General features: G+C 62.3%; 11 protein-coding genes. 5 read left to right on the top strand and 6 right to left on the bottom strand.

Annotated elements, in window-relative coordinates; all coding sequences use genetic code 11:
* Window positions 1–2: 2 nt before the first annotated feature.
* From LPB405_RS07830 to LPB405_RS07820, 3 genes are all read left to right on the top strand, one after another.
* On the top strand, window positions 3–1,022 hold the full coding sequence (locus tag LPB405_RS07830) for an alpha/beta hydrolase (protein ID WP_219101090.1): 1,020 nt from the start codon (window positions 3–5) through the stop codon (window positions 1,020–1,022).
* A gap of 183 nt (window positions 1,023–1,205) precedes the next feature.
* Window positions 1,206–2,297: an S-(hydroxymethyl)mycothiol dehydrogenase gene (locus LPB405_RS07825; protein ID WP_060824590.1), complete on the top strand. Its 1,092-nt coding sequence runs from the start codon at window positions 1,206–1,208 to the stop codon at window positions 2,295–2,297.
* Between the two features lie 9 nt (window positions 2,298–2,306).
* Complete coding sequence (locus LPB405_RS07820; protein WP_049333239.1) at window positions 2,307–2,954, top strand: MBL fold metallo-hydrolase; 648 nt, start codon at window positions 2,307–2,309, stop codon at window positions 2,952–2,954.
* Window positions 2,955–3,147: 193 nt separating this feature from the next.
* Here the strand turns inward: LPB405_RS07820 and LPB405_RS07815 are convergent, their stop codons facing one another.
* The 3 genes from LPB405_RS07815 to LPB405_RS07805 form a co-directional block, all read right to left on the bottom strand.
* Window positions 3,148–4,737 (bottom strand): MFS transporter, encoded by a 1,590-nt coding sequence (locus tag LPB405_RS07815; protein ID WP_257604901.1) that lies wholly within the window; start codon window positions 4,735–4,737, stop codon window positions 3,148–3,150.
* Between the two features lie 62 nt (window positions 4,738–4,799).
* Entirely contained in the window at window positions 4,800–8,081 is a 3,282-nt protein-coding gene (locus LPB405_RS07810; RefSeq protein WP_219101088.1) for an AAA family ATPase, read from the bottom strand.
* The gene (locus tag LPB405_RS07805; protein WP_257604900.1) at window positions 8,078–9,283 is read right to left on the bottom strand and encodes an exonuclease SbcCD subunit D; all 1,206 of its coding nucleotides are present in this window, start codon (window positions 9,281–9,283) and stop codon (window positions 8,078–8,080) included. Before LPB405_RS07805 ends, LPB405_RS07810 begins: the two co-directional genes overlap by 4 nt.
* Window positions 9,284–9,721: 438 nt before the next feature.
* Here LPB405_RS07805 and LPB405_RS07800 point away from each other — a divergent pair, with 438 nt between their 5' ends.
* Window positions 9,722–10,867 (top strand): ADP-ribosylglycohydrolase family protein, encoded by a 1,146-nt coding sequence (locus tag LPB405_RS07800; RefSeq protein ID WP_219101086.1) that lies wholly within the window; start codon window positions 9,722–9,724, stop codon window positions 10,865–10,867.
* A 375-nt stretch (window positions 10,868–11,242) separates the two neighbouring features.
* Here the strand turns inward: LPB405_RS07800 and LPB405_RS07795 are convergent, their stop codons facing one another.
* From LPB405_RS07795 to LPB405_RS07785, 3 genes are all read right to left on the bottom strand, one after another.
* Window positions 11,243–12,622 (bottom strand): RNA polymerase sigma factor, encoded by a 1,380-nt coding sequence (locus LPB405_RS07795; protein ID WP_049352557.1) that lies wholly within the window; start codon window positions 12,620–12,622, stop codon window positions 11,243–11,245.
* 395 nt (window positions 12,623–13,017) lie between these two features.
* A complete protein-coding gene (locus LPB405_RS07790; protein WP_219101084.1) occupies window positions 13,018–14,901 on the bottom strand; it encodes a metal-dependent hydrolase in 1,884 nt (627 codons plus the stop codon).
* Window positions 14,902–15,165: 264 nt separating this feature from the next.
* Window positions 15,166–16,071 (bottom strand): PAC2 family protein, encoded by a 906-nt coding sequence (locus LPB405_RS07785; RefSeq protein WP_219101082.1) that lies wholly within the window; start codon window positions 16,069–16,071, stop codon window positions 15,166–15,168.
* A 431-nt stretch (window positions 16,072–16,502) separates the two neighbouring features.
* Here LPB405_RS07785 and LPB405_RS07780 point away from each other — a divergent pair, with 431 nt between their 5' ends.
* Window positions 16,503–17,999, top strand: coding sequence for a leucyl aminopeptidase (locus tag LPB405_RS07780; RefSeq protein ID WP_219101080.1), 1,497 nt, complete (start codon window positions 16,503–16,505; stop codon window positions 17,997–17,999).
* Window positions 18,000–18,339 lie beyond the last annotated feature (340 nt).

Below are 18,339 nucleotides of genomic sequence, written 5' to 3'. Positions count from 1 at the left end.
ATATGACCAGTGCAGATTTCTCTCCCGCGCCCTTTGCCGTACCCGGCGTTACCCTGCCCAACCTCGAGTACACCCTCTACCAGCCGCAGCAGCTCACAAGCCGCGTGCCCGCCCTCATGATTCACGGCTTCGCCACCCGCGGCGAACAGCTCTACGGCGGCACCGGCTGGATCCGCCAATACCTGCGCGCAGGATACCCCGTGCTGATTGTTGGCCTGCCCTACCACTCAGACGAATACCTCAAAGACCCCGAATCCATGCACGCCATCGACTGCAAGCTCCCCAACAACGCGGGCGTGCGCAGCCGCGCAATTCCGTTTGATTCGGTGCCCTCTGTCGACGCGGCAGGTCAGCCGCTGACCCCCATGCACCTGTACACCAACCTGCTCGCCCAACTGCTGCGCACCGTCGCCACCGAGAACGACCTCGGCGTTGAACTGGAGCCCCGCGCACACGTTATCGGTTTTTCCTTCGGCGCCCGCGTCGGCTGGGAACTCGCCCTCACCCACCCGGAGGCGGTCGCATCACTCACCCTGGGCGGCCTGCCCCTGCACGACCACCTCATCACCCTGCGCGCCATGCTCGAAGCGCACGAGGGGACCAGCGCCTCCGCGAGCGCAGAAACCCCCGCGGCGGACTCCACCGACGAGGCAATCGCCTCCTTCACCTCAATCATTGACAACTCCCCCATTCAGCCCGACGCACTGCTGAAGTTCGTGCGGATTCCCTTCGGCCCGTTCTTCGACGTGCCCGCCCTGCGCGCCGGATCCCCGGAACTGCCTGCGGGGCACCCGGGTGCGCATCCGCGCGTACCCGTTGCGGTGGTTCTCGGTGACGCGGACACCATCGCCGCAGACGGTGCGGAACTCTACGATATGGTGCGCGAGGATAACCCGCTCAACCGCTTCATCTCCCTGCCCGGCCGCGACCACGTCAACGCGCTGACCTCGGGTGCGTTCCGACGCGGTGCGCTCGCCTTTGCTGCTGAGGTGGAGGCGGCTGAGGTGGAAGCAGCAGAGTAAACAACGGCGGGGTAAGCGACGACGTCATAAAAGGTCAAATTCGCGGGGGCGCTTCACTATCAGCTTTATCGTGCGCCGGGTGCTCCATTGCTCGTAGAATGGAACGTATCAAAAAACCTTTATCTGCGGTTGAACCTCATCTGCTGTTGAGCATCAACCGCAATCCCCAAGCAAAGGAACAGCATGCACAAGGTTAAGGCTGTCGTAGCCCTCTCCCAGGACGCACCCGTCACCGTCACCACCATCAACGTACCCGACCCCGGCAAGGGCGAAGCACTCGTCAAGGTCCTCACCTGCGGTGTCTGCCAGACCGATCACCACTACGTCACCGGCGGCGTCGGCCAGGACTTCCCCTACCTGCTCGGCCACGAGTCCGCAGGTATCGTCGAGGCTGTCGGCGATGACGTCACCAACATCGCCCCCGGCGACCTGGTCATCCTCAACTGGCGTGCCGTCTGCGGCGAATGCCGCGCATGCCGCAAGGGCCAGCCGCAGTACTGCTTCGCAACCCACAACGCAACCCAGAAGATGACCCTCGAGGACGGCACCGAGCTCACCCCCGCGCTGGGTATCGGCTCCTTCGCGGAGAAGACCCTCGTCGCAGCAGGTCAGTGCACCAAGATCACCGCTGACATCAGCCCCGAACAGTACGCAGCAATCGGTCTGCTCGGCTGCGGCGTCACCGCAGGTCTGGGCGCTGTACTGAACACCGGTGAACTCAAGCGCGGCGAGTCCGTCGCTGTCATCGGTTGCGGCGGCGTCGGCACCGCAGCAATCGCAGGCGCACAGCTCGGTGGCGCAACCACCATCATCGCCGTCGACATCGACGAAGAGAAGCTGGCACGCGCACGCGAGCACGGCGCAACCCACACTGTGAACTCCTCCAAGGTCGACCCCGTCGAGGCAGTCAAGGAACTCACCGGCGGCTTCGGCGCAGACCTCGTCATCGACGCTGTCGGCATCGCCCCCACCTTCAAGCAGGCATTCGAGGCACGCGACCTGGCTGGCCGCGTCGTCCTCGTCGGCGTGCCCGCCCCCGGCACCACCTGGGACGTCCCGCTGGATGAGGTCTTCGGCCGCGGCGGCTCCATCAAGAGCGCATGGTACGGCGACACCCTGCCCTCCCGCGACTTCCCCGAATTCGTGGACCAGTACCTGCTCGGCCGCCTCGACCTGGACGGCTTCGTCTCCGAGCGCATCCGCCTCGAAGACGTCAACGAAGCATTCGAAACCATGAAGACCGGCCGCGTGCTGCGCTCGGTCGTGGAACTCTAGGAACGTAGCGTGAGCGAACGTATTGAACGAGTCGTCACCTCCGGCACCTTCTCGCTCGACGGCGGCTGCTGGGACGTCGACAACAACGTCTGGATTATCGGCAATGACTCCTCCGTGATCATCATTGACCCCGCCCACGACGTCGACAAGATCTCCCGCACCGTCGCAGGCCGCACCGTGGAGAAGATTCTGCTGACCCACGCCCACGACGACCACATCCGCAGCGCAAAGGAGGCGGCAGAACGCTTCGGCGCACCCGTCTACCTGAACCCCGCAGACCGTGTGCTCTGGGAAATGGTGTACCCCTCCTGGGACTTCGACCACGAACTGGCTGACGGCGATGTAGTGCGCATCGGCGACACCGAGCTGAAGGTCCTCGCCACCCCCGGCCACTCCCCCGGCTCCGTGTGCTTCTACGCACCCACCCTCAGCTGGGAGAACAGCGAAGGCGTCGTCTTCTCCGGCGACACCCTCTTCAACGGCGGCCCCGGCGCAACCGGACGCTCCTACAGCGACTTCGACACCATCATCGAGTCGATCTCGACCCGCCTGCTGACCCTGCCCGAGTCCACCGCGGTCCTCACCGGCCACGGCGACAGCACCGGCATCGGCCTGGAAGCACCCGAGCTTCCGGCATGGATCAAGCGCGGTCACTAAACCGGTAGCCTCACGCTGAAGTTCTCACACTGAGGTTCTCACGCCGAGGCTCACCACAAACCGAGCACGGTACACAAAAGGCGGATGCCCCACCACCTGCAGAAGGTGGCGGGGCATCCGCCTTTTAGCATGCGCTCGGCACGCTCAAGCTGCCCGCAGGGAACAAGCCGCAAGGAACTAGCAGCGCCCTAAACTAGCCGCGTTCCGTCTCAGCCAAAGGAGCCAGCTGCTCCTCATGCTCCTCACGCCACAAATAGCCAAACAAATGACCCAACGCAAAATACAGCGTCGCAATAATCACCGGGACCATAAACGCATTACGGTAATACGGAGCATCGCCCATATAGCCGCCCCACATGCTACCCATCGCCATGCCAACGCCCAGCATCGAACGGGTAAAGAAGCTCGCCTGAGCATCCGGAATATGCTTGAGCGAACGGTTCAGCCACAGCTCATGACCGCCAAACGCCACACCCAGCACCGCACCACACAGCACCAACGCATAGAAAATCGTGGACGTATCATCGCTCGCCGGCAAGTACAGCGCCGCCATAATCAGCAGAACGCCACTCGCCAGCCAGCCATGCCACGGGTTCACCGAACGGGCACCCAAAACCACGGGGAAAGACACAAGCACCATCGCGCCGGTACCGGTCGCAACCATCGCCATGAACAGGTTCATCGAACCGTGAATCAGCGAGAAGCCCAGCAGACCCGAACCGACCGCGCCCATACACGCACCCAGCAGCACCAGACCAAGAATCAACACCACCGTCTGCTTATTCGGACGGACCAGATTCTTCGGCGGAGACATGCGAATACGCGAAATATCCGGCAGCCACATCGGCGCGGCCAGAACCACAATGAACAGTAGCGCATCCAGAATCATCGTGATCCAGAAGCCCGCATACTCATGATTCGGGGTGAGGTACGCATCGCCCAGCCGCACCAGCAGAGCAGCCAGCGGGTACATCGACAGGTTCGCCGTCGTCCCCCAAGAAACAGCTGTCGACAAGCGAACATCACTGTACTTATAGTTGCGGCGGTACAGCGACTCCAACGCAAACGGCGTCCACGGCGGAGTCGTAAAACCCATCGCCACGCAAGAGAGCGCATGGTATGTCGTACTCACGTTATTCGGGTCAACCGTCAAACGCCAACCAATGACCAGCATATTCAGCACCGCAGCAATATTCAGCACCGACGTAATCGCCAGCAACGCCCTCAAACCCAGGGCACGCACCAGCATCGGGCCGAGCATAATCTGCACCGAATACGCGCCAGCAAACGCCGCCACCGCATAGCCGCCATCATGCACACTACCCAGGTGGCTCGCCAACAGAATATACAGCGCAAACGCCGAAGAAGCCGCCGGAATATGGAACAGAATCGTCAACACATTACGGGCCAACCCCTCATCACGGAGCACACCGCGCAGATGGTAACGCTGCTCCTTACCGTTACGCAGGAACAACGCCCAATGCTGACGCAAAATATCCGGCAGCGAGGCGTTCGTGTTCACCTCATCCGCAGCCGGCACCGGTCGCGGCGGCAACTCCTGCAACACGTGGTCGTTACTGCGCACCACATCCGTCAGGGACGTACCCGGAACCGTGGGAATACCCGTGCCCGAAGCACGCAACTTATCCGGCGCATCGGAGGCGGGCGCCACCTTCATGGTGCGCGGAGGAACCTCCGGCGCGGATGCGTTAGTGTGCGCATCAGCCGAAGGTTCCACACGATACGTTGAATTCGGTGCCCTGTCCTGAGGTGTCGAGGTCATCATCTCTTTCACGAATAAGCCGCCGGACATGCTACAACAGAGGCCCGGAAGCGAATTTATGCCTAATAGGAGTTTACCCTCACCGACGAGCCGTTCTGACCTTTTTCCACCACAATCTGCGCCGGAATACGGTTCTTCATCTCCTCCACATGCGAAATCAGGCCAATAGTGCGGCCGCTATCACGCAGAGATTCGATCGTGCCCATCACCATGTCCAAGGTTTCGGCGTCCAACGTGCCAAAACCCTCATCAATGAACAGGGTATCCAGCTCGATACCGCCGTTATTCGCCTGTACGACCTCCGCCAGACCTAACGCCAACGACAGCGACGCCAAGAACGACTCGCCGCCGGACAGCGACGACGCCTCACGTGGCTCACCCGTCCAGGTGTCAGTAATCTCAAGGTTCAGGCCGCCACCGGAACGGCTACCCTTCGCACGGTGATCACTGAACACCATGCCGTAGCGGCCCTCACTCATACGGTCCAGATGCAGCGACGCCGACTGCAGAATCCGCTCAAACTCGGCACCCAGCACATAGCTGACCAGGTCAACCTGATGCTCATAACCGCCCAGCGTATCACCGCGGGCAGCCGCCGCCAAGTTAGCCAACATCTGCGCACGGTCATAACGCTGCGCCGTCTTCGCACGGAACGCCGCATACTCGCCACGCAGCACATGCAAAGAACGCAGCACGCTCTCCCGCTCACCCTCACGAAGAGTCAAACGGTGCGCCGCCGCACGCAACTGCTCAACCTGCTCACGCACACCCTGCAGATCATCCGGCGCCTGCTCACCAGCGGCGGCACGCGCCGCCACCGCAACAATCGCCTCACGACCAAAGCCCTCAAGGAGGCGGGCATGCTCCAACTCATACGCGGCAACAGCCTGCTCCAGGGCATCAACACGCTCGGGGGTGCGCACCGCCGCCTGCACCAGCTCAGCGCTCTCAAATGCCGACTCGCCCAACAGACGCTGCGCCTGCGCCGCCGCCAAAGCATGACGCTCACGCGCCTGCCCCAACAGCAACACCGCACGAGCAAGACGCTGATGCGCCACACGGTAGCCCTCCACAGCCTCAACACGCTGCGCAAAACCCACCGCCGCACGAGCAGGCGCCAACTGCGCCGCAGCCGCCTCACAGCGCGCCGCAGCATCACGGTGACGAGTCTGAGCCTCAACCGCCGCGCTCTCGATGGTGCGTAGCGCCTCCTGAGCCTTCTGCTGCTCGGCACGCACCCGCTCAACCTTCACCAGCACGCCGTCACGCGCGGTCACGCGCGACTGAGCCTGCGCGAGGCGGGTCTGCGCCTGCTGCAGCTGGGCGGCAGTCTGCTCAACATCGCACTCGCCCTGAGCCGCCAGGGTCTCGTACTGGGTGCGGGCGGCGGCAAGCGCCTCGGAGGCTTCCTGATGTGCCTTGGTCGCCCGGTCCTTAGCCAGTTCGTGGGTGCGCGCCTGCTGGTGGGCCCTATCTTCACGCTCCTTGGCGGCGTCCAGGTCGGCACGCTCCACCAGCTGCTCACCCTCGGCAATCTGCGCGGGGGCGGGGTGCTCGACCGAGCCGCAGACCGCGCAGGGTTCGCCGTCCTTGAGCTCACGCGCCAGCAGGGAGGACGCCTGGGCGAGGCGCAACACCTGCAGGTTCTTGAACTCCTCCGTCGCGGCGAGCGCCTGCTGAGCCGAAGCCTGCCACTTTTCCTGCGCCTTCTGCTCGGCGGTGGCGGTGCGCTTGCTCTGCTTCTCGGCAGCTGCGACCGCGGCGGAGGCGGCGTCCAGCTTCTGCTGCATCTGCTGGGCGGCGTCGTGCTTCTGCTGCGCCTCGGTGACCAGGTGCGCGGCAAGGGTGCGTTCCTCGTCGGCAGTGCTGTAGCCGGCGAGTTCTTCGGCAAGCTGCTCGGCCTGGGCGGTGAGGTCGCTCAGCATCTTTTCGGCACGCGACTTATCCTGTTCGAGGGAGTGAGCCTGCTTCAGCAGGGCGGCTGCGGCGGCTTCCTCGTCGGCGAGCTGCGCGTCCTTCTTCTGCAGGGCGCGCAGGGTGTCAAGGAGCGCCTCGAGCTGGATTTCCTGCTCGGCGGGCTCGAGGGAAGGGAGTGCGGCGAAGGTGGTCTCCTCAGGGAAGGTGGTCTCCGGCGAAATGTTCTCATCGCGCAGTGCCGCAAGCAGGGCACGACCGTTCTCATCCAGCGCGGAAGCACAGGCTGCCTGCTCCTGCTGGCGGGCGGCAAGCGCCTGCGATTCGGCGTGGACCTGCGCGTACTGTGCGTGCAGGGGCGCGGCGGCACGCGCCTGCGCCAGCTCTTCACGCTGCGCCTTGTGTTCGTCGGCGCGTTCGGTCAGGCGGGTGCGGCGCTCGCAGAGCTGCTCGTATTCGCGCCAGTCGGCCTGCAGCTGGGCGCGTTCGGCGAGCAGGCGGGTGTTCTGGTCGGCTTCGTCGGTGAGGCGCTGCTGCTCCTGCTTTTCGCGTGCTGAGGTTTCGCGGGCGCGTTCTACTCCGCCGGCGACCCATGCGTCGAGGGTTTCGGCGGTGACACTCTCAGCGGTGAGCTGTTCGGAAGTCTCCGCCTCCACAGGGTCTTCGGTAGCGGAGCCCTCCCCTGCAGCATCTTCAGCGTCCGGATCCGCAACATCCAGTAGCGCCTGCAGGGCGAGCATTTCTACGCGGGCACGTTCAAGGTAGCCGCGCTGGGTGTTTTCGTCCTGGGCGACTTCCTGCTGGGCGGTTTTCGCTTCTTCGGTGAGTGCGGCGAAGAGCTGCTCGTAGTGTTCGACGGGGAACATCTTTTTGAGCAGTTCTTTACGTTCTTTGGGCTTGGACTTGAGGAATTGCGCGAACTGGCCCTGCGGCAGGAGTACGACTTTGAGGAATTGTTCTTTGGTCAGGTGGGTGCGTTCGGCGATGGTGCGGTTGACTTCGGCGACGCTGCTGGAGATGGGGGTCCAGGCTTTTTCGTCGGCGGGGTCGGCGCCGGGTGCGAGTTCGGCGAGGGTTGCTTTGGCGCTTTCTTCGCGCATCTGGCCTTTGCGGGCGCCGCGGGTGATGGGCTTGTTGTAGGCGGGGGTGCGGTCGATGCGCAGGCGCTTGCCGTGGAGGGTCACGTCGAGCAGCACGCGCGGTTTGGTGCCGCTGTGTGCCGCGTAGGTGGAGTGCAGTTTGGCGGATTCGCGGTCGCTGCTGGTTTCGCCGTAGAGGGCGTAGCAGATGGCGTCGAGGATGGTGGTTTTGCCGGCGCCGGTGGGGCCGTTGAGCAGGAATACGCCGGCGCTGTTGAGGGTGTCGAAGTTGATTTCTTGGCGCTTGGGGTATGCCATGAAGGCTTCGAATTCGAGGGTGTGCAGGATCATGCGTTGTCCTTGTGGCTTTTGATGTGGTCGCTGAGGGTGGTGATGACGTCGCGTTCTTCGCTGGTGAGGGGGCGGTTGCGTACGTATTGGTGGAATTGGTCGAAGGTGTCGACGGGGTCGGCGTCGCGGGTGGGTTGTGCGGCGGCGGGTTTGTCGGCGGCGGGTTGGGTGCTGCGGTAGCTGAAGTGGGAGATGGTTTCGTAGCGGCTGCGCAGGCGGTCGACGGCACCGACGGGTAGGGTTTCGTCGGTGAGCTCGATGCGGCAGTAGTAGCCGTGTTCGTAGTCGGTGTGTTCGGGGCTGTTGAGTAGCTGCTCCATGGTGCCGCGCAGGGTTTTCATATGTACGCGGGTTGCCCATTCGTGGCCGCTGATGGTGGGTTCTTCGCCGGGGTTGAGTTCGATGAGGTAGGCGCCGTTGCGGTTGTGTTCTTCGCTGAATGAGAAGCCGAGCGGGGAGCCGCTGTAGCGGATGGTGTGGGTGACGGGGTAGCGCTTGTGGATGTGGCCGAGGGCTACGTAGTCGAAGCCGTCGAAGAGGGAGGCGGGTACCCAGTCGATACCGCCGACGCTGATGTCGCGTTCGGAGTCGCTGCGGGGTGTGGTGTCTGCGCTGCCGGTGGTGTCGCTGACGGTTGCGTGGCTCATGACGATGATGCGGTCGGCACCTTCGCCGCGGGCGCGTCGTTCTGCGGCGTCGGCGCGGATGGCGTTGGTGACGGCGCCGAGGACCGCCTGGTGGGTGGGGTCAACGCCGAGGGCGGTGGCGTGAAGGCGCGGCGCGAGGTAGGGGATGGCGTAGACGTGCACGCGCTGGGTGCCGTCGGTGAGTTCGACGGGGCGGGTGGCGTCTTCGAGGCTGGTGCGCAGGTGCACGCCGGAGGCTTCGAAGAACGCGGCGCCGTAGCTGAGGCGGCGGAAGGAGTCGTGGTTGCCGGAGCTGAGGATGACGTGCACGCCAGCGCGCATGAGGCGGGTGAGTGCCTGGTCGAGCAGGGTGGTGCTTTCGGCGGTGGGGATGGTGCTGTCGTAGACGTCACCGCTGATGAGGAGGGTGTCGATGCCTTCGGCGTGCACGTATTCGAGCAGTTCGTCGATGAACTGCTGGTGTTCGCGGGTGAGGGGGCTGCGGTGGAAGGTGCGGCCGAGGTGCCAGTCGGAGGTGTGCAGAATCTTCATGGTTTCAGTATGGCACTGCGTCATGTTTTGCGCCTCACAGTTCGTCATTCGCGGTTCAGACCCCACCGCGGCGCAGGCACTCACGCGGAACGGGGGCTCCGTCCTCAAGGCGCCCCAGCGCCGCAGAGGGGGCACTCCCCCGCGAGCATGAGCGCAAAGCCGTTTTTGTCTAAGCCTCTCCATTCCCGGCGAGGAAGAGTAGCCAACCATCCTCGGCGTAGGTGCTCATGCGGAGCGAGGGCTCCTTCCCCGGTGTCTCCCCATCCGCGGAGTAGGCATCCTACCGCGGCGTAAGTGCTCATGCGGAGCGGGGGCTCCGTCCTCAAGGCGCCCCGGCGCCGCAGAGGGGGCACTCCCCCGCGAGCATGAGCACGAAGCCACTTGGTACCCCCGCACATCCTGAGCACAAAGTCGACTGGTACATCCCCCACGCATCCTAAGCACCCGTGGGATAATCGCCCTATGAGTTTTTCTTCTGTTGAGTTCACGCATGCACCTGAGGTTTCGGCTGAGTTTGCGGGCAGGGTGCGCGGCTTGTTGCGTGCGTCTGCGTTGGGTGATGCGCTGGGTTATCCGTTGGAGTTGTTGTCGGCTGAGCAGATTGCGGAGCGCGCCCCTAAGCCGTGGGATTCGGCGTTTGGTGAGCTGCTGGTCAGTGATGATACGCAGCTGACGTGTTTCACGCTGGACGCTTTGACTGAGGTTTTGGAGTGGAATAATGAGGGCGCGGCGGCGGATGAGTTGGCGTGTCTGTGGTTGGCGTATTTGCGGTGGTTCCGCGGTATTGGTGAGAGCCTGCCGGAGTCTGCGCCGTTTTCGTTGGATCGTGAGATTGATGGTTCGTCGGAGTTGACGGCTCGTCGTGGTCCGGGTGCGGCGACGTTGCGGGCGTTGGGTTCGGGTGAGATGCAGTTGGTGTCGAAGTCGTTGAATCCTGATGCTTTGGGTAGTGGTGCGTTGGTGCGTTCGGCGGCGTTGGGTGTGTTGCCGGTGGCGCAGGAGCGTACGGTGGTTTTGTTGGCGGTGCGTGCGGCGGCGTTGACGCATGGGCATCCGGAGGCGTTGGCTTCGGCGGCGGCGTATGCGTTACTGGTGCGTGACTTGTTGGCGTCTCCGTCGGGCTCGTTTGGTGCGTTGTTGGAGGCGGCGCGTTGTGTGCTGTCGTGGTGTGGTTCGGTGGCGGCGGATGATTCGATTCCGGGTGATGCTTCGCGTACGGCGGCGGCGTTGAGTCGTGCCATCGAGCTGTTGGAGGGCGGTACGGTGCCGGTTCCGGAGGCTGTGGCGGAGCATTTTGGTACGGGTTGGACGGCGCCTGAGCTGTTGGGTGTGGCTCTCTGGTGCGCGGCGGATGCTGTGAAGAGTCTGCCGGCTGATGCTGATGATGCGACGGTGCGTGGTGCCCTGTTTGAGGGGTTGTGCCGTGCGGTGTCGGTGGATTCGGATTCGGATTCGGTGGGTGCGATGACGGCGGCGTTGTGGGCGGCGGCTGGTTTCCCGGTGGGTGGCGATGAGGCTGATGCGTGGTCGGAGGCGCTGGGTCGTGTGAGTGGTTTGGATCAGGTGGAGGCGGTGGCGGACCGCTATCTGCGCCAGCTGAGCCTGTAGCGGCGCTGAACCTCAACGGCGCAGCGGACATGCGTAATGGCGGAGGCCCCATCCTCAAGGCGGCTGGCTCATTTACTTATTGGGGCGCCGCAGAGGGGGCACTCCCCCGCGAGCATCGTCCGCAAGCCGGCTGTGCAAAACTTACGCGAGCATCGACCGCGTGCCGCATATACAAACTGTTTATATACGCAGAAAAGGCTCTCCGGTATCTCGGAGAGCCTTTTCTGTATGTGCTAGAACTAGCAAAACTAAGCCTTTACGGAGTAGCCGGTCACGCGGAGCGGGGGCTCCGTCCTCAAGGCGCTCAGCGCCGCAGAGGGGGCACTCCCCCGCGAGCGGGAACCGGCTACGTCCGCTCAATCTAGGTGATGTTTCCTAGTCCAGGTAGTCGCGCAGTACCTGCGAACGCGACGGGTGACGGAGCTTAGACATGGTCTTGGACTCGATCTGGCGGATTCGTTCGCGGGTCACGCCGTAGACCTTGCCGATTTCGTCGAGGGTCTTGGGCTGGCCGTCGGTCATGCCGAAGCGCATTGCGACCACGCCGGCTTCACGCTCGGAGAGGGTGTCGAGTACGGAGTGGAGCTGTTCCTGCAGAAGGGTGAAGGACACTGCGTCTGCGGGGACGACTGCTTCGGAGTCTTCGATGAGGTCGCCGAATTCGGAGTCGCCGTCTTCACCGAGGGGGGTGTGCAGGGAGATGGGTTCGCGGCCGTACTTCTGGACTTCGATGACCTTTTCGGGGGTCATGTCGAGTTCCTTGCCGAGTTCTTCGGGGGTGGGTTCGCGGCCGAGGTCCTGGAGCATCTGGCGCTGCACGCGGGCGAGCTTGTTGATGACTTCTACCATGTGCACGGGGATGCGGATGGTGCGGGCTTGGTCTGCCATTGCGCGGGTGATGGCCTGGCGGATCCACCAGGTTGCGTAGGTGGAGAACTTGAAGCCCTTGGAGTAGTCGAACTTTTCGACGGCGCGGATGAGGCCGAGGTTGCCTTCCTGGATGAGGTCGAGGAAGAGCATGCCGCGGCCGGTGTAGCGCTTGGCGAGGGAGACGACGAGTCGCAGGTTGGCTTCGAGCAGGTGGTTTTTGGCTCGCTTGCCGTCGTGGACGACCCAACGCAGGGCTTTCTTGAGGTCTTTGTCCATGTCGGGGTTTTCAGCGAGCTTGTGTTCGGCGTAGAGGCCTGCTTCGATGCGCTTGGCGAGGTCGACTTCCTGCTGTGCGTTGAGCAGGGAGACTTTGCCGATTTGCTTGAGGTAGTCCTTGACGGGGTCGGCGGTTGCGCCGGGGGTGACGACGCGCTGTGCGGGTGCGTCGTCGTCGTCGTTTGCGGTGAGGACGAAGCCGGAGCCTTTGGCTGCTACTTCTTCTGCGGCCTTCTTTTCTTCTTTTTTGGCTGCGGTTTCTTCGTCTTCTTCGTCGGTTTCGTCTTCGCTGTCGGTGGTGTCGAGGTCTTCGTCGAGTGCGAGGTCGAATTCGTCGTCGCTCTTTTTGCGGCGGCCACCGGTCTTGCGCTTGGTTGCGGTTTTGGTGGTGGTTTTGCGGGTGCGCTTGGGCTTGTCTGCCTCGGTTTCGGCAGTAGTTTCGGCAGTGGTTTCAGCACCGGTTTCGGCGGTTGCACCGGTGGTGTCTTCGGTTGCCGCTGCGGCTTTGGTGGTTGCCTTCTTGGTGCGGGTGGTCTTGGTGGTGGTTTTTGCGACGGTTTCTTCGGTTGCGTCGCCGGTCACGGTCTTCTTGCTGGTTGCAGGTGCCACTAGAACCCTTTCTGGCTTGTGGTGGGGTGTTTTGTTTGCAAAACACCTAAGACCCTGTCAAGTCTGTGCTGGCGTCCTCGGTCGGGGTGTTTGCTGCGTTTATCTGGTTTAACGCTGTGGGGGCGGGTTTTATTCCGCGTGCGTTGGGCGGTTTGCAGGGTTCCGTTGCTCGTTGTGTGGAGCGGTTTGAGGGCGCGTTATAGCGCATTGACTGTACGGGGTCAATATATAAGTATTGCAGATTTTTGGTTGCTTTCAACTTGACGCGCTGTTTGGGTGGCTTGTGGGCCTGGTTTTGGGTGAGTGCGGCTGTGTGCGGGAGGGGCGTGCCCGGTGGCGCGCCCCTCCCTCGTTTTGTACCTCGCTTTTAGGTGCCGGTTTTAGGTGCCGGGCTTTTAAGGTTTTCGGGGTTTGAGGGTGCTGATGGGTTCGCGGTGTGTTCCGGGTTCGCCGCAGATGGTGTATTTGATCCAGGCGGGTAGGTTGCCTGCGTTGAGGTGTACATCGAGGATGTTGAGGTCCTTTCCGCATGTGTGGCGGTGGGCTTCTTGGCGGAGCATGCGGGCGTAGGTGCTGTAGCCCTTGTACCAGTTGGCCCAGGCTTGGGTGTTGCGTAGTTCGGCGTATTCTCCGTCGGTGCTGTGGGGTGTGAGCAGGCTGGTGAGTAGTTCGAGTGCGTTGAGGCGTGCCCAGTGGGGGCTGTCTAGTTTTCCTTTGAGGGCGTTGAGGTAGTGGGTGTAGACGGCGTGGTGTTTGGTGAGGTATTCGCTGTTGGTGCAGCTTTCGTCGATTCGTTGTTTGAGGTTTTCGAGTTTGTTGTGGGCGTTGTGGTCTTTGGGGTGTTCCTCGAGGCGTGGGAGCAGGTCGCGGCTGATGGTGTTGAGTTCGGCGGCGCTGGCGAGGTCGGCGGGGGTGAGGTTTTCGAGTGCCCAGCCGTTGAGGTTGGTGTGCTGGTTGCTGCGGTTCTGTTGAATGGTGCGGCTCTCTTGAATCGTGCGGTGAGTGCGGCGGATCCAGTCTTGCCATTGCACGCATTTTTCGGGCACGGCGCGTACGTACCCCTGTTCGATGCCGGGCGCGGTACTGAACGCGTGGGTGAAGCTGGCGGGTATATAGGTTTTGCGGGTGATGCGGGTGCCGTAGTGGGGCGGTTCGAGCGGTGCGAGGTTGGTGCTGGGGTATTCGCCTCCGAAGGCGTGGTAGGTGTATTGGGCGGAGTAGTGCAGGTAGGCGAGCGCTTTTTGGGCGTGGTTGAGTCCGTAGCCGGCGAGGTAGGTGAGCATTTCGGCGGTGATGGGGTTGAGGGCTGCCGGTGCGATGGAGGCGCGTAGGTGCCCGGCGACTTCGGCGGGGATGAGTTCGCGGAGTGCGTCACCGATGGTGGGCGCGTCGCCGATGGTGGGCGCATCGGCATCATCAACCGGGTGGGTGGTGAGCAGGTGCGCGGCGGCGTTGATGGCGGCGTCCCAGTAGCAGAGGTCGATTTGGGCTTGACGGTAGATGGTGCGGACACCTTTGCGGGCTTCTTCGTGGCGGGTGGTGTGGGTGTGGTCCCAGAGTTCTACGGCGTTTTCCCAGTCGTGGCGGGTTTCGGGGTTGGTTGTGGGGTCGGTGTCCCAGGGGCTGTGGGCGTAGTTGTGTTCGGCGGTGTCGGCGATGGTGTCGCCGTGGCGGGTGAGCCAGGTGTAGTAGCTGCTGTGGCGGATTTCTTCGATGGGTGCCAGGAGGGTGAGTGCCTGCTGTTCGGGGTCAAGCGCCCAGATGCTGGCGCCGCCTGCGTAGATGACGTCTTCGCAACGTAGTTCGCTGACGATGCGCGGGTCGTGGAGCAGGTGGAGCCATGCGTTGATGGGGATTTGGGTGTCGACGTCCCGTTGGATTTCTTCGATGGCGGCAAGTTGTGCGGTGTTGGGGTGCAGTTGGCGTTGGCGTACGGTGTTGTCGCCGTCGATGATGATGGCGTAGAAGCGGGTGAGGGTTTCGCCGTTGTGGCAGGTGGGGAGTTTGGCGAAGGTTTCGTGCAGGAAGTCGGCGCGTTCGCTGTGGGTGCAGGGTTCGTCGGGTAGGTTGACGCGCAGGCTGGGGCCGAGGGTGTTGTCGGTTGCGGTGAGGATGATGAGTGAGTGGTCGGGCCAGTAGCCGTGCTGGTGGAGGGCGCAGCTGAGCACGTCGTATTCGTTGCGGATGGGCGGGGGCGTGTCGTAGTCGCCGTGGAGGTGGTCGCTGCGGAGGTGGTCGTTGTTGGGGATATTGCCGTTGGAGGTATTGTTTGCGTTCATGCCTTCACGGTGGCATGGTTTGCGCGGGTGCGCAGGTTATACAAATAAATCTGTGGATACTTCGGTTCATGTGTCCGAAGGTTCCACAGATTTATTCGTATTGTTCGTTTGTTCACCGAGGTTTGTCCACAGCGGCGCGGGGTGCCGCGTCATAATCTGTCACGCAATACCTGGCGGGCAATATCTGTAACGTGCTACCCGGCGGGCAACCCATCCGCTCCCCTATGTCTCACACTCCCCCGCAGCGTCCCCTACTGCGCGCATCTATTGTTCGTCGAGGAACCGCTCGAAGAGCGCACCAATCTCGTCGCGGCTGGGCACGTTGTGCGCGTCGCGTCGCGAGAGGGGAATCGCAATATCGGAGGTGCGGAAGTTCTCGTCGTAGTTCTCTTCCATGGCCGTGATCATGCGACCGATTTCGGGGTTCTGCTTGACCTGATCGTTGATCTGGCTGTGCACGTGGCGTGCGGCTTCGCGCAGGTTCTCGGTGGGTAGGGAGAGGTGCGCCGCCATGCCCACGTGTTCGAGGGCGGTGAGGGTGCCCTGCGGCAGGTCCGCCTCCGAAATGTACTGGGGGATGTTCACGCCGAAGCCGACGGTGTCGATTCCGTTTTCGGTGAAGAGCACTTCCAGCAGGTTGGTGATGGTCGCATGCACGTCCGCGCTGGGCTTCCACGGGGAGATGCCGCGAATCAGGTCCTTGCGGGAGCCGTGCGCGGTAATCGGGAAGGGGCGGGTATGCGGCACCGGCATGGGGAATGCGGAGACCAGCACGACCAGGGAGGGCTTGACCCGCTGGGCGATGGTCAGCACCGCCTTTTCGAAGCGCTGCCACTGCAGGTCCGGTTCAGCACCGGTGAGCAGCAGGAACGGCTTGTCGAGGCTGTCTTCTACGGCGTAGAGCTTCAGCTGCGGGTATTGCGGCTTTTCGAAGTGGTCTTTTTCGTAGCGGATGTAGGGGCGGCGGGCACGGTAGTCGTGCAGCTGGTCACTGTCGAACTCGACGATTTCAATGTTTTTGAGTTCGCTGAGCAGCACCTGTCCGAGCTGGCCTGCGGTGGATCCTGCGTCTTGCGGGCTGGAGAGGGCAATGATGAGGGTTAGCCCGTGCATCCTGGGGTCGTCCAATATTTTGGTGTTGGCTAAGTAGAGATCTTCGGGGTTGAGCATTACGCCTCCTCACTTCTGTCTGGTTCGCGCCGCGTTCGGGGGGCTTAGTATTTTCTGCCGGTACCCGAGGTGTTGGGGCGAAGGGGCGTCTTCTGTTATCTGACGCTTTCCGTAGTCTTTCATTTTATGCCACTACTGCCCTGTCTCGACAGTGTGCGGGCTTTTCTCGCAGTAGGTGAACTTGCTTGGTGTCTCGTCGACGTTCTTAAGGCGCTGCAGCTCGGCTTCTTGTGCATTTTTCTGTTCTGCCAGCTGTTCGGGGTGAGAGCTGAACCTCACGCCCTCCTACATATCCGTGTAGAGTAGAAGCAGTAGTCCGCGTGGCTTTGCGCGGCGGTATTCATCCTCACTCTTCGAGGGCCTACAGTTGAGTTTTTCGGGCGCGAGGATGTGCCCCGACTATTTGAGAAGACATACGCAAAGGAGTAACGATGTCTCTGTCTCTGTCTATTCACAGCACCGACCTTGAAGCGCTCGAAGCTGACGTTCTGGTTCTGGGCGTTCTGAAGGGTTCGGACGGCCCGTACCTGGCGCCGAGCTCCCTGTCTGAGGACTCTGTTGAGGGTATTAACGAGTTGCTGGAGGCGCTGGGCGCTTCGGGCGCACCCGATCAGCTGCTGCGTCTGCCCGGTCTTGAGGACACCGGTGCCGGCATTGTGGCGCTGGCGGGTCTGGGCTCCGATACCGCTGAGGGTCAGGAGCGCCTGGATGCTCTGCGCTACGCCGCCGGTTCTGCGGCTCGTCAGCTGGCTGGTTCCGCTGAGGAGGTCGCTTTCGATTTCGGCGTTTCTTCGGTAGAGGAAATTGAGGCTATTGCTCACGGCGCTGTGCTGGGCAACTTCATTGAAGAGGGTCTGCGTTTCAAGACCAAGGATTCGGTCCAGGAAGAGATCGAGTCCATTCTGATTGTTTCTTCGATTGATCAGGAAGAGGCTGAAGAGGCTCTGGTGCACGCCCTGGTTCTGGGTGAGACCGCTAAGGATGCTCGCCGTCTGGTGAACCTGCCTCCGTCGCACCTGTACCCGGAGACTTTCGCAGAGTTCGCTGCTGAGGTCGCTGAGGATTACTCGAACATTGAGATTGAGCTGTTCCACCACGACCGCCTGGCTGAGGAGGGCTTCGGCGGCATTTCCGGTGTTGGTCAGGGTTCGCCCCGCAAGCCGGTTCTTGCCGTTGTGAAGTACACCCCGGAGAACCCGAAGGCTCACGTTGCTCTGGTTGGTAAGGGTATTACCTTCGATACCGGTGGTAACTCGCTGAAGCCTGCCGCTTCGATGATGACCATGAAGTGCGATATGGCGGGTGCTGCTGCCGTGCTGAACGCTGTGGTTGCTTCCGCTGAGCTGGATGTGCCGGTTGCTGTGACCGGTTACCTGTGCCTGGCTGAGAACATGCCCGGCGGTCACGCACTGCGCCCGGAGGACATTATCACCATGCGTGATGGCCGTACCGTTGAGGTTCTGAACACTGACGCTGAGGGCCGCCTGGTCATGGCTGATGGTATCGCTCTGGCTTCCGAGTCGAACCCGGACGTCATCTTGGATATCGCTACCCTGACCGGTGCCGCTATGGCTGCTTTGGGTCTGCGCACTGCGGCTCTGCTCGGTGACGAGGAGATTCGTGACCGCGTGATTGCAGCCGGTGCTGCTGCGGGTGAGGCGTACTGGCCGATGCCGTTGGAGTCCTACCTGCGTAAGAGCCTGGAGTCCCCCGTTGCTGACATCAAGAACATTGGTTCCCGTTACGGTGGCGCGCTGACTGCGGGCCTGTTCCTGAAGGAGTTCGTGGGCGAGGGCATCCCCTGGGCTCACCTGGATATTGCGGGCCCCGCGTTCAACGAGGAATCCCCGTACGGCTTTACTCCGAAGGAAGGCACCGGTTTCGGTACCGCTACCCTGGTGAACTTCATCGAGTCGTACGCTAAGTAGTCTGCTTGGCTGGGCGCGCACCCTAACTGGAGCATCCTAACTGGTGCCCCTTATCTGGTGTGCGGCCGCATAGCATAGAGCATAGAGCTGATCTGAGGAGGGCTTTCCGGTACTTCTACCGGGGAGCCCTCCTCTGCGTCTTTTCGAGGGTGCGTTCTGTACGACCGCTGCGGTGGTCCTGTCACCGCACTGTTCTATGACGCGCCCCTTTTCTTGCGTAGTGAAAAATTTGGGGTGTTTGGGCGATTAATCGGCTAAAACCGCCCTGAGTGAACTTAAACGACCTTCAACGGGGGTATTGTTGTATTAAGTGTTTTTCTGCGTACGTGGAGGGCGCGCG

It is taken from the genome of Rothia mucilaginosa (assembly GCF_019334805.1).
In the GTDB taxonomy this organism is placed as follows: Bacteria; Actinomycetota; Actinomycetes; order Actinomycetales; family Micrococcaceae; genus Rothia; species Rothia mucilaginosa_C.
The sequence above is the reverse complement of the archived record's forward strand: the minus strand, read 5'-3'. Positions and strand labels throughout refer to the sequence as shown.

Bases quoted from the DNA above. Each gene is read 5' to 3' on its own strand.
- LPB405_RS07825 (WP_060824590.1), top strand. From the start codon at position 1,206: ATGCACAAGGTTAAGGCTGTCGTAGCCCTCTCCCAGGACGCACCCGTC.
- LPB405_RS07810 (WP_219101088.1), bottom strand. From the start codon at position 8,081: ATGATCCTGCACACCCTCGAATTCGAAGCCTTCATGGCATACCCCAAG.
- LPB405_RS07800 (WP_219101086.1), top strand. From the start codon at position 9,722: ATGAGTTTTTCTTCTGTTGAGTTCACGCATGCACCTGAGGTTTCGGCT.
- LPB405_RS07780 (WP_219101080.1), top strand. From the start codon at position 16,503: ATGTCTCTGTCTCTGTCTATTCACAGCACCGACCTTGAAGCGCTCGAA.
- LPB405_RS07815 (WP_257604901.1), bottom strand. From the start codon at position 4,737: ATGACCTCGACACCTCAGGACAGGGCACCGAATTCAACGTATCGTGTG.
- LPB405_RS07830 (WP_219101090.1), top strand. From the start codon at position 3: ATGACCAGTGCAGATTTCTCTCCCGCGCCCTTTGCCGTACCCGGCGTT.
- LPB405_RS07805 (WP_257604900.1), bottom strand. From the start codon at position 9,283: ATGACGCAGTGCCATACTGAAACCATGAAGATTCTGCACACCTCCGAC.
- LPB405_RS07785 (WP_219101082.1), bottom strand. From the start codon at position 16,071: ATGCTCAACCCCGAAGATCTCTACTTAGCCAACACCAAAATATTGGAC.
- LPB405_RS07790 (WP_219101084.1), bottom strand. From the start codon at position 14,901: ATGAACGCAAACAATACCTCCAACGGCAATATCCCCAACAACGACCAC.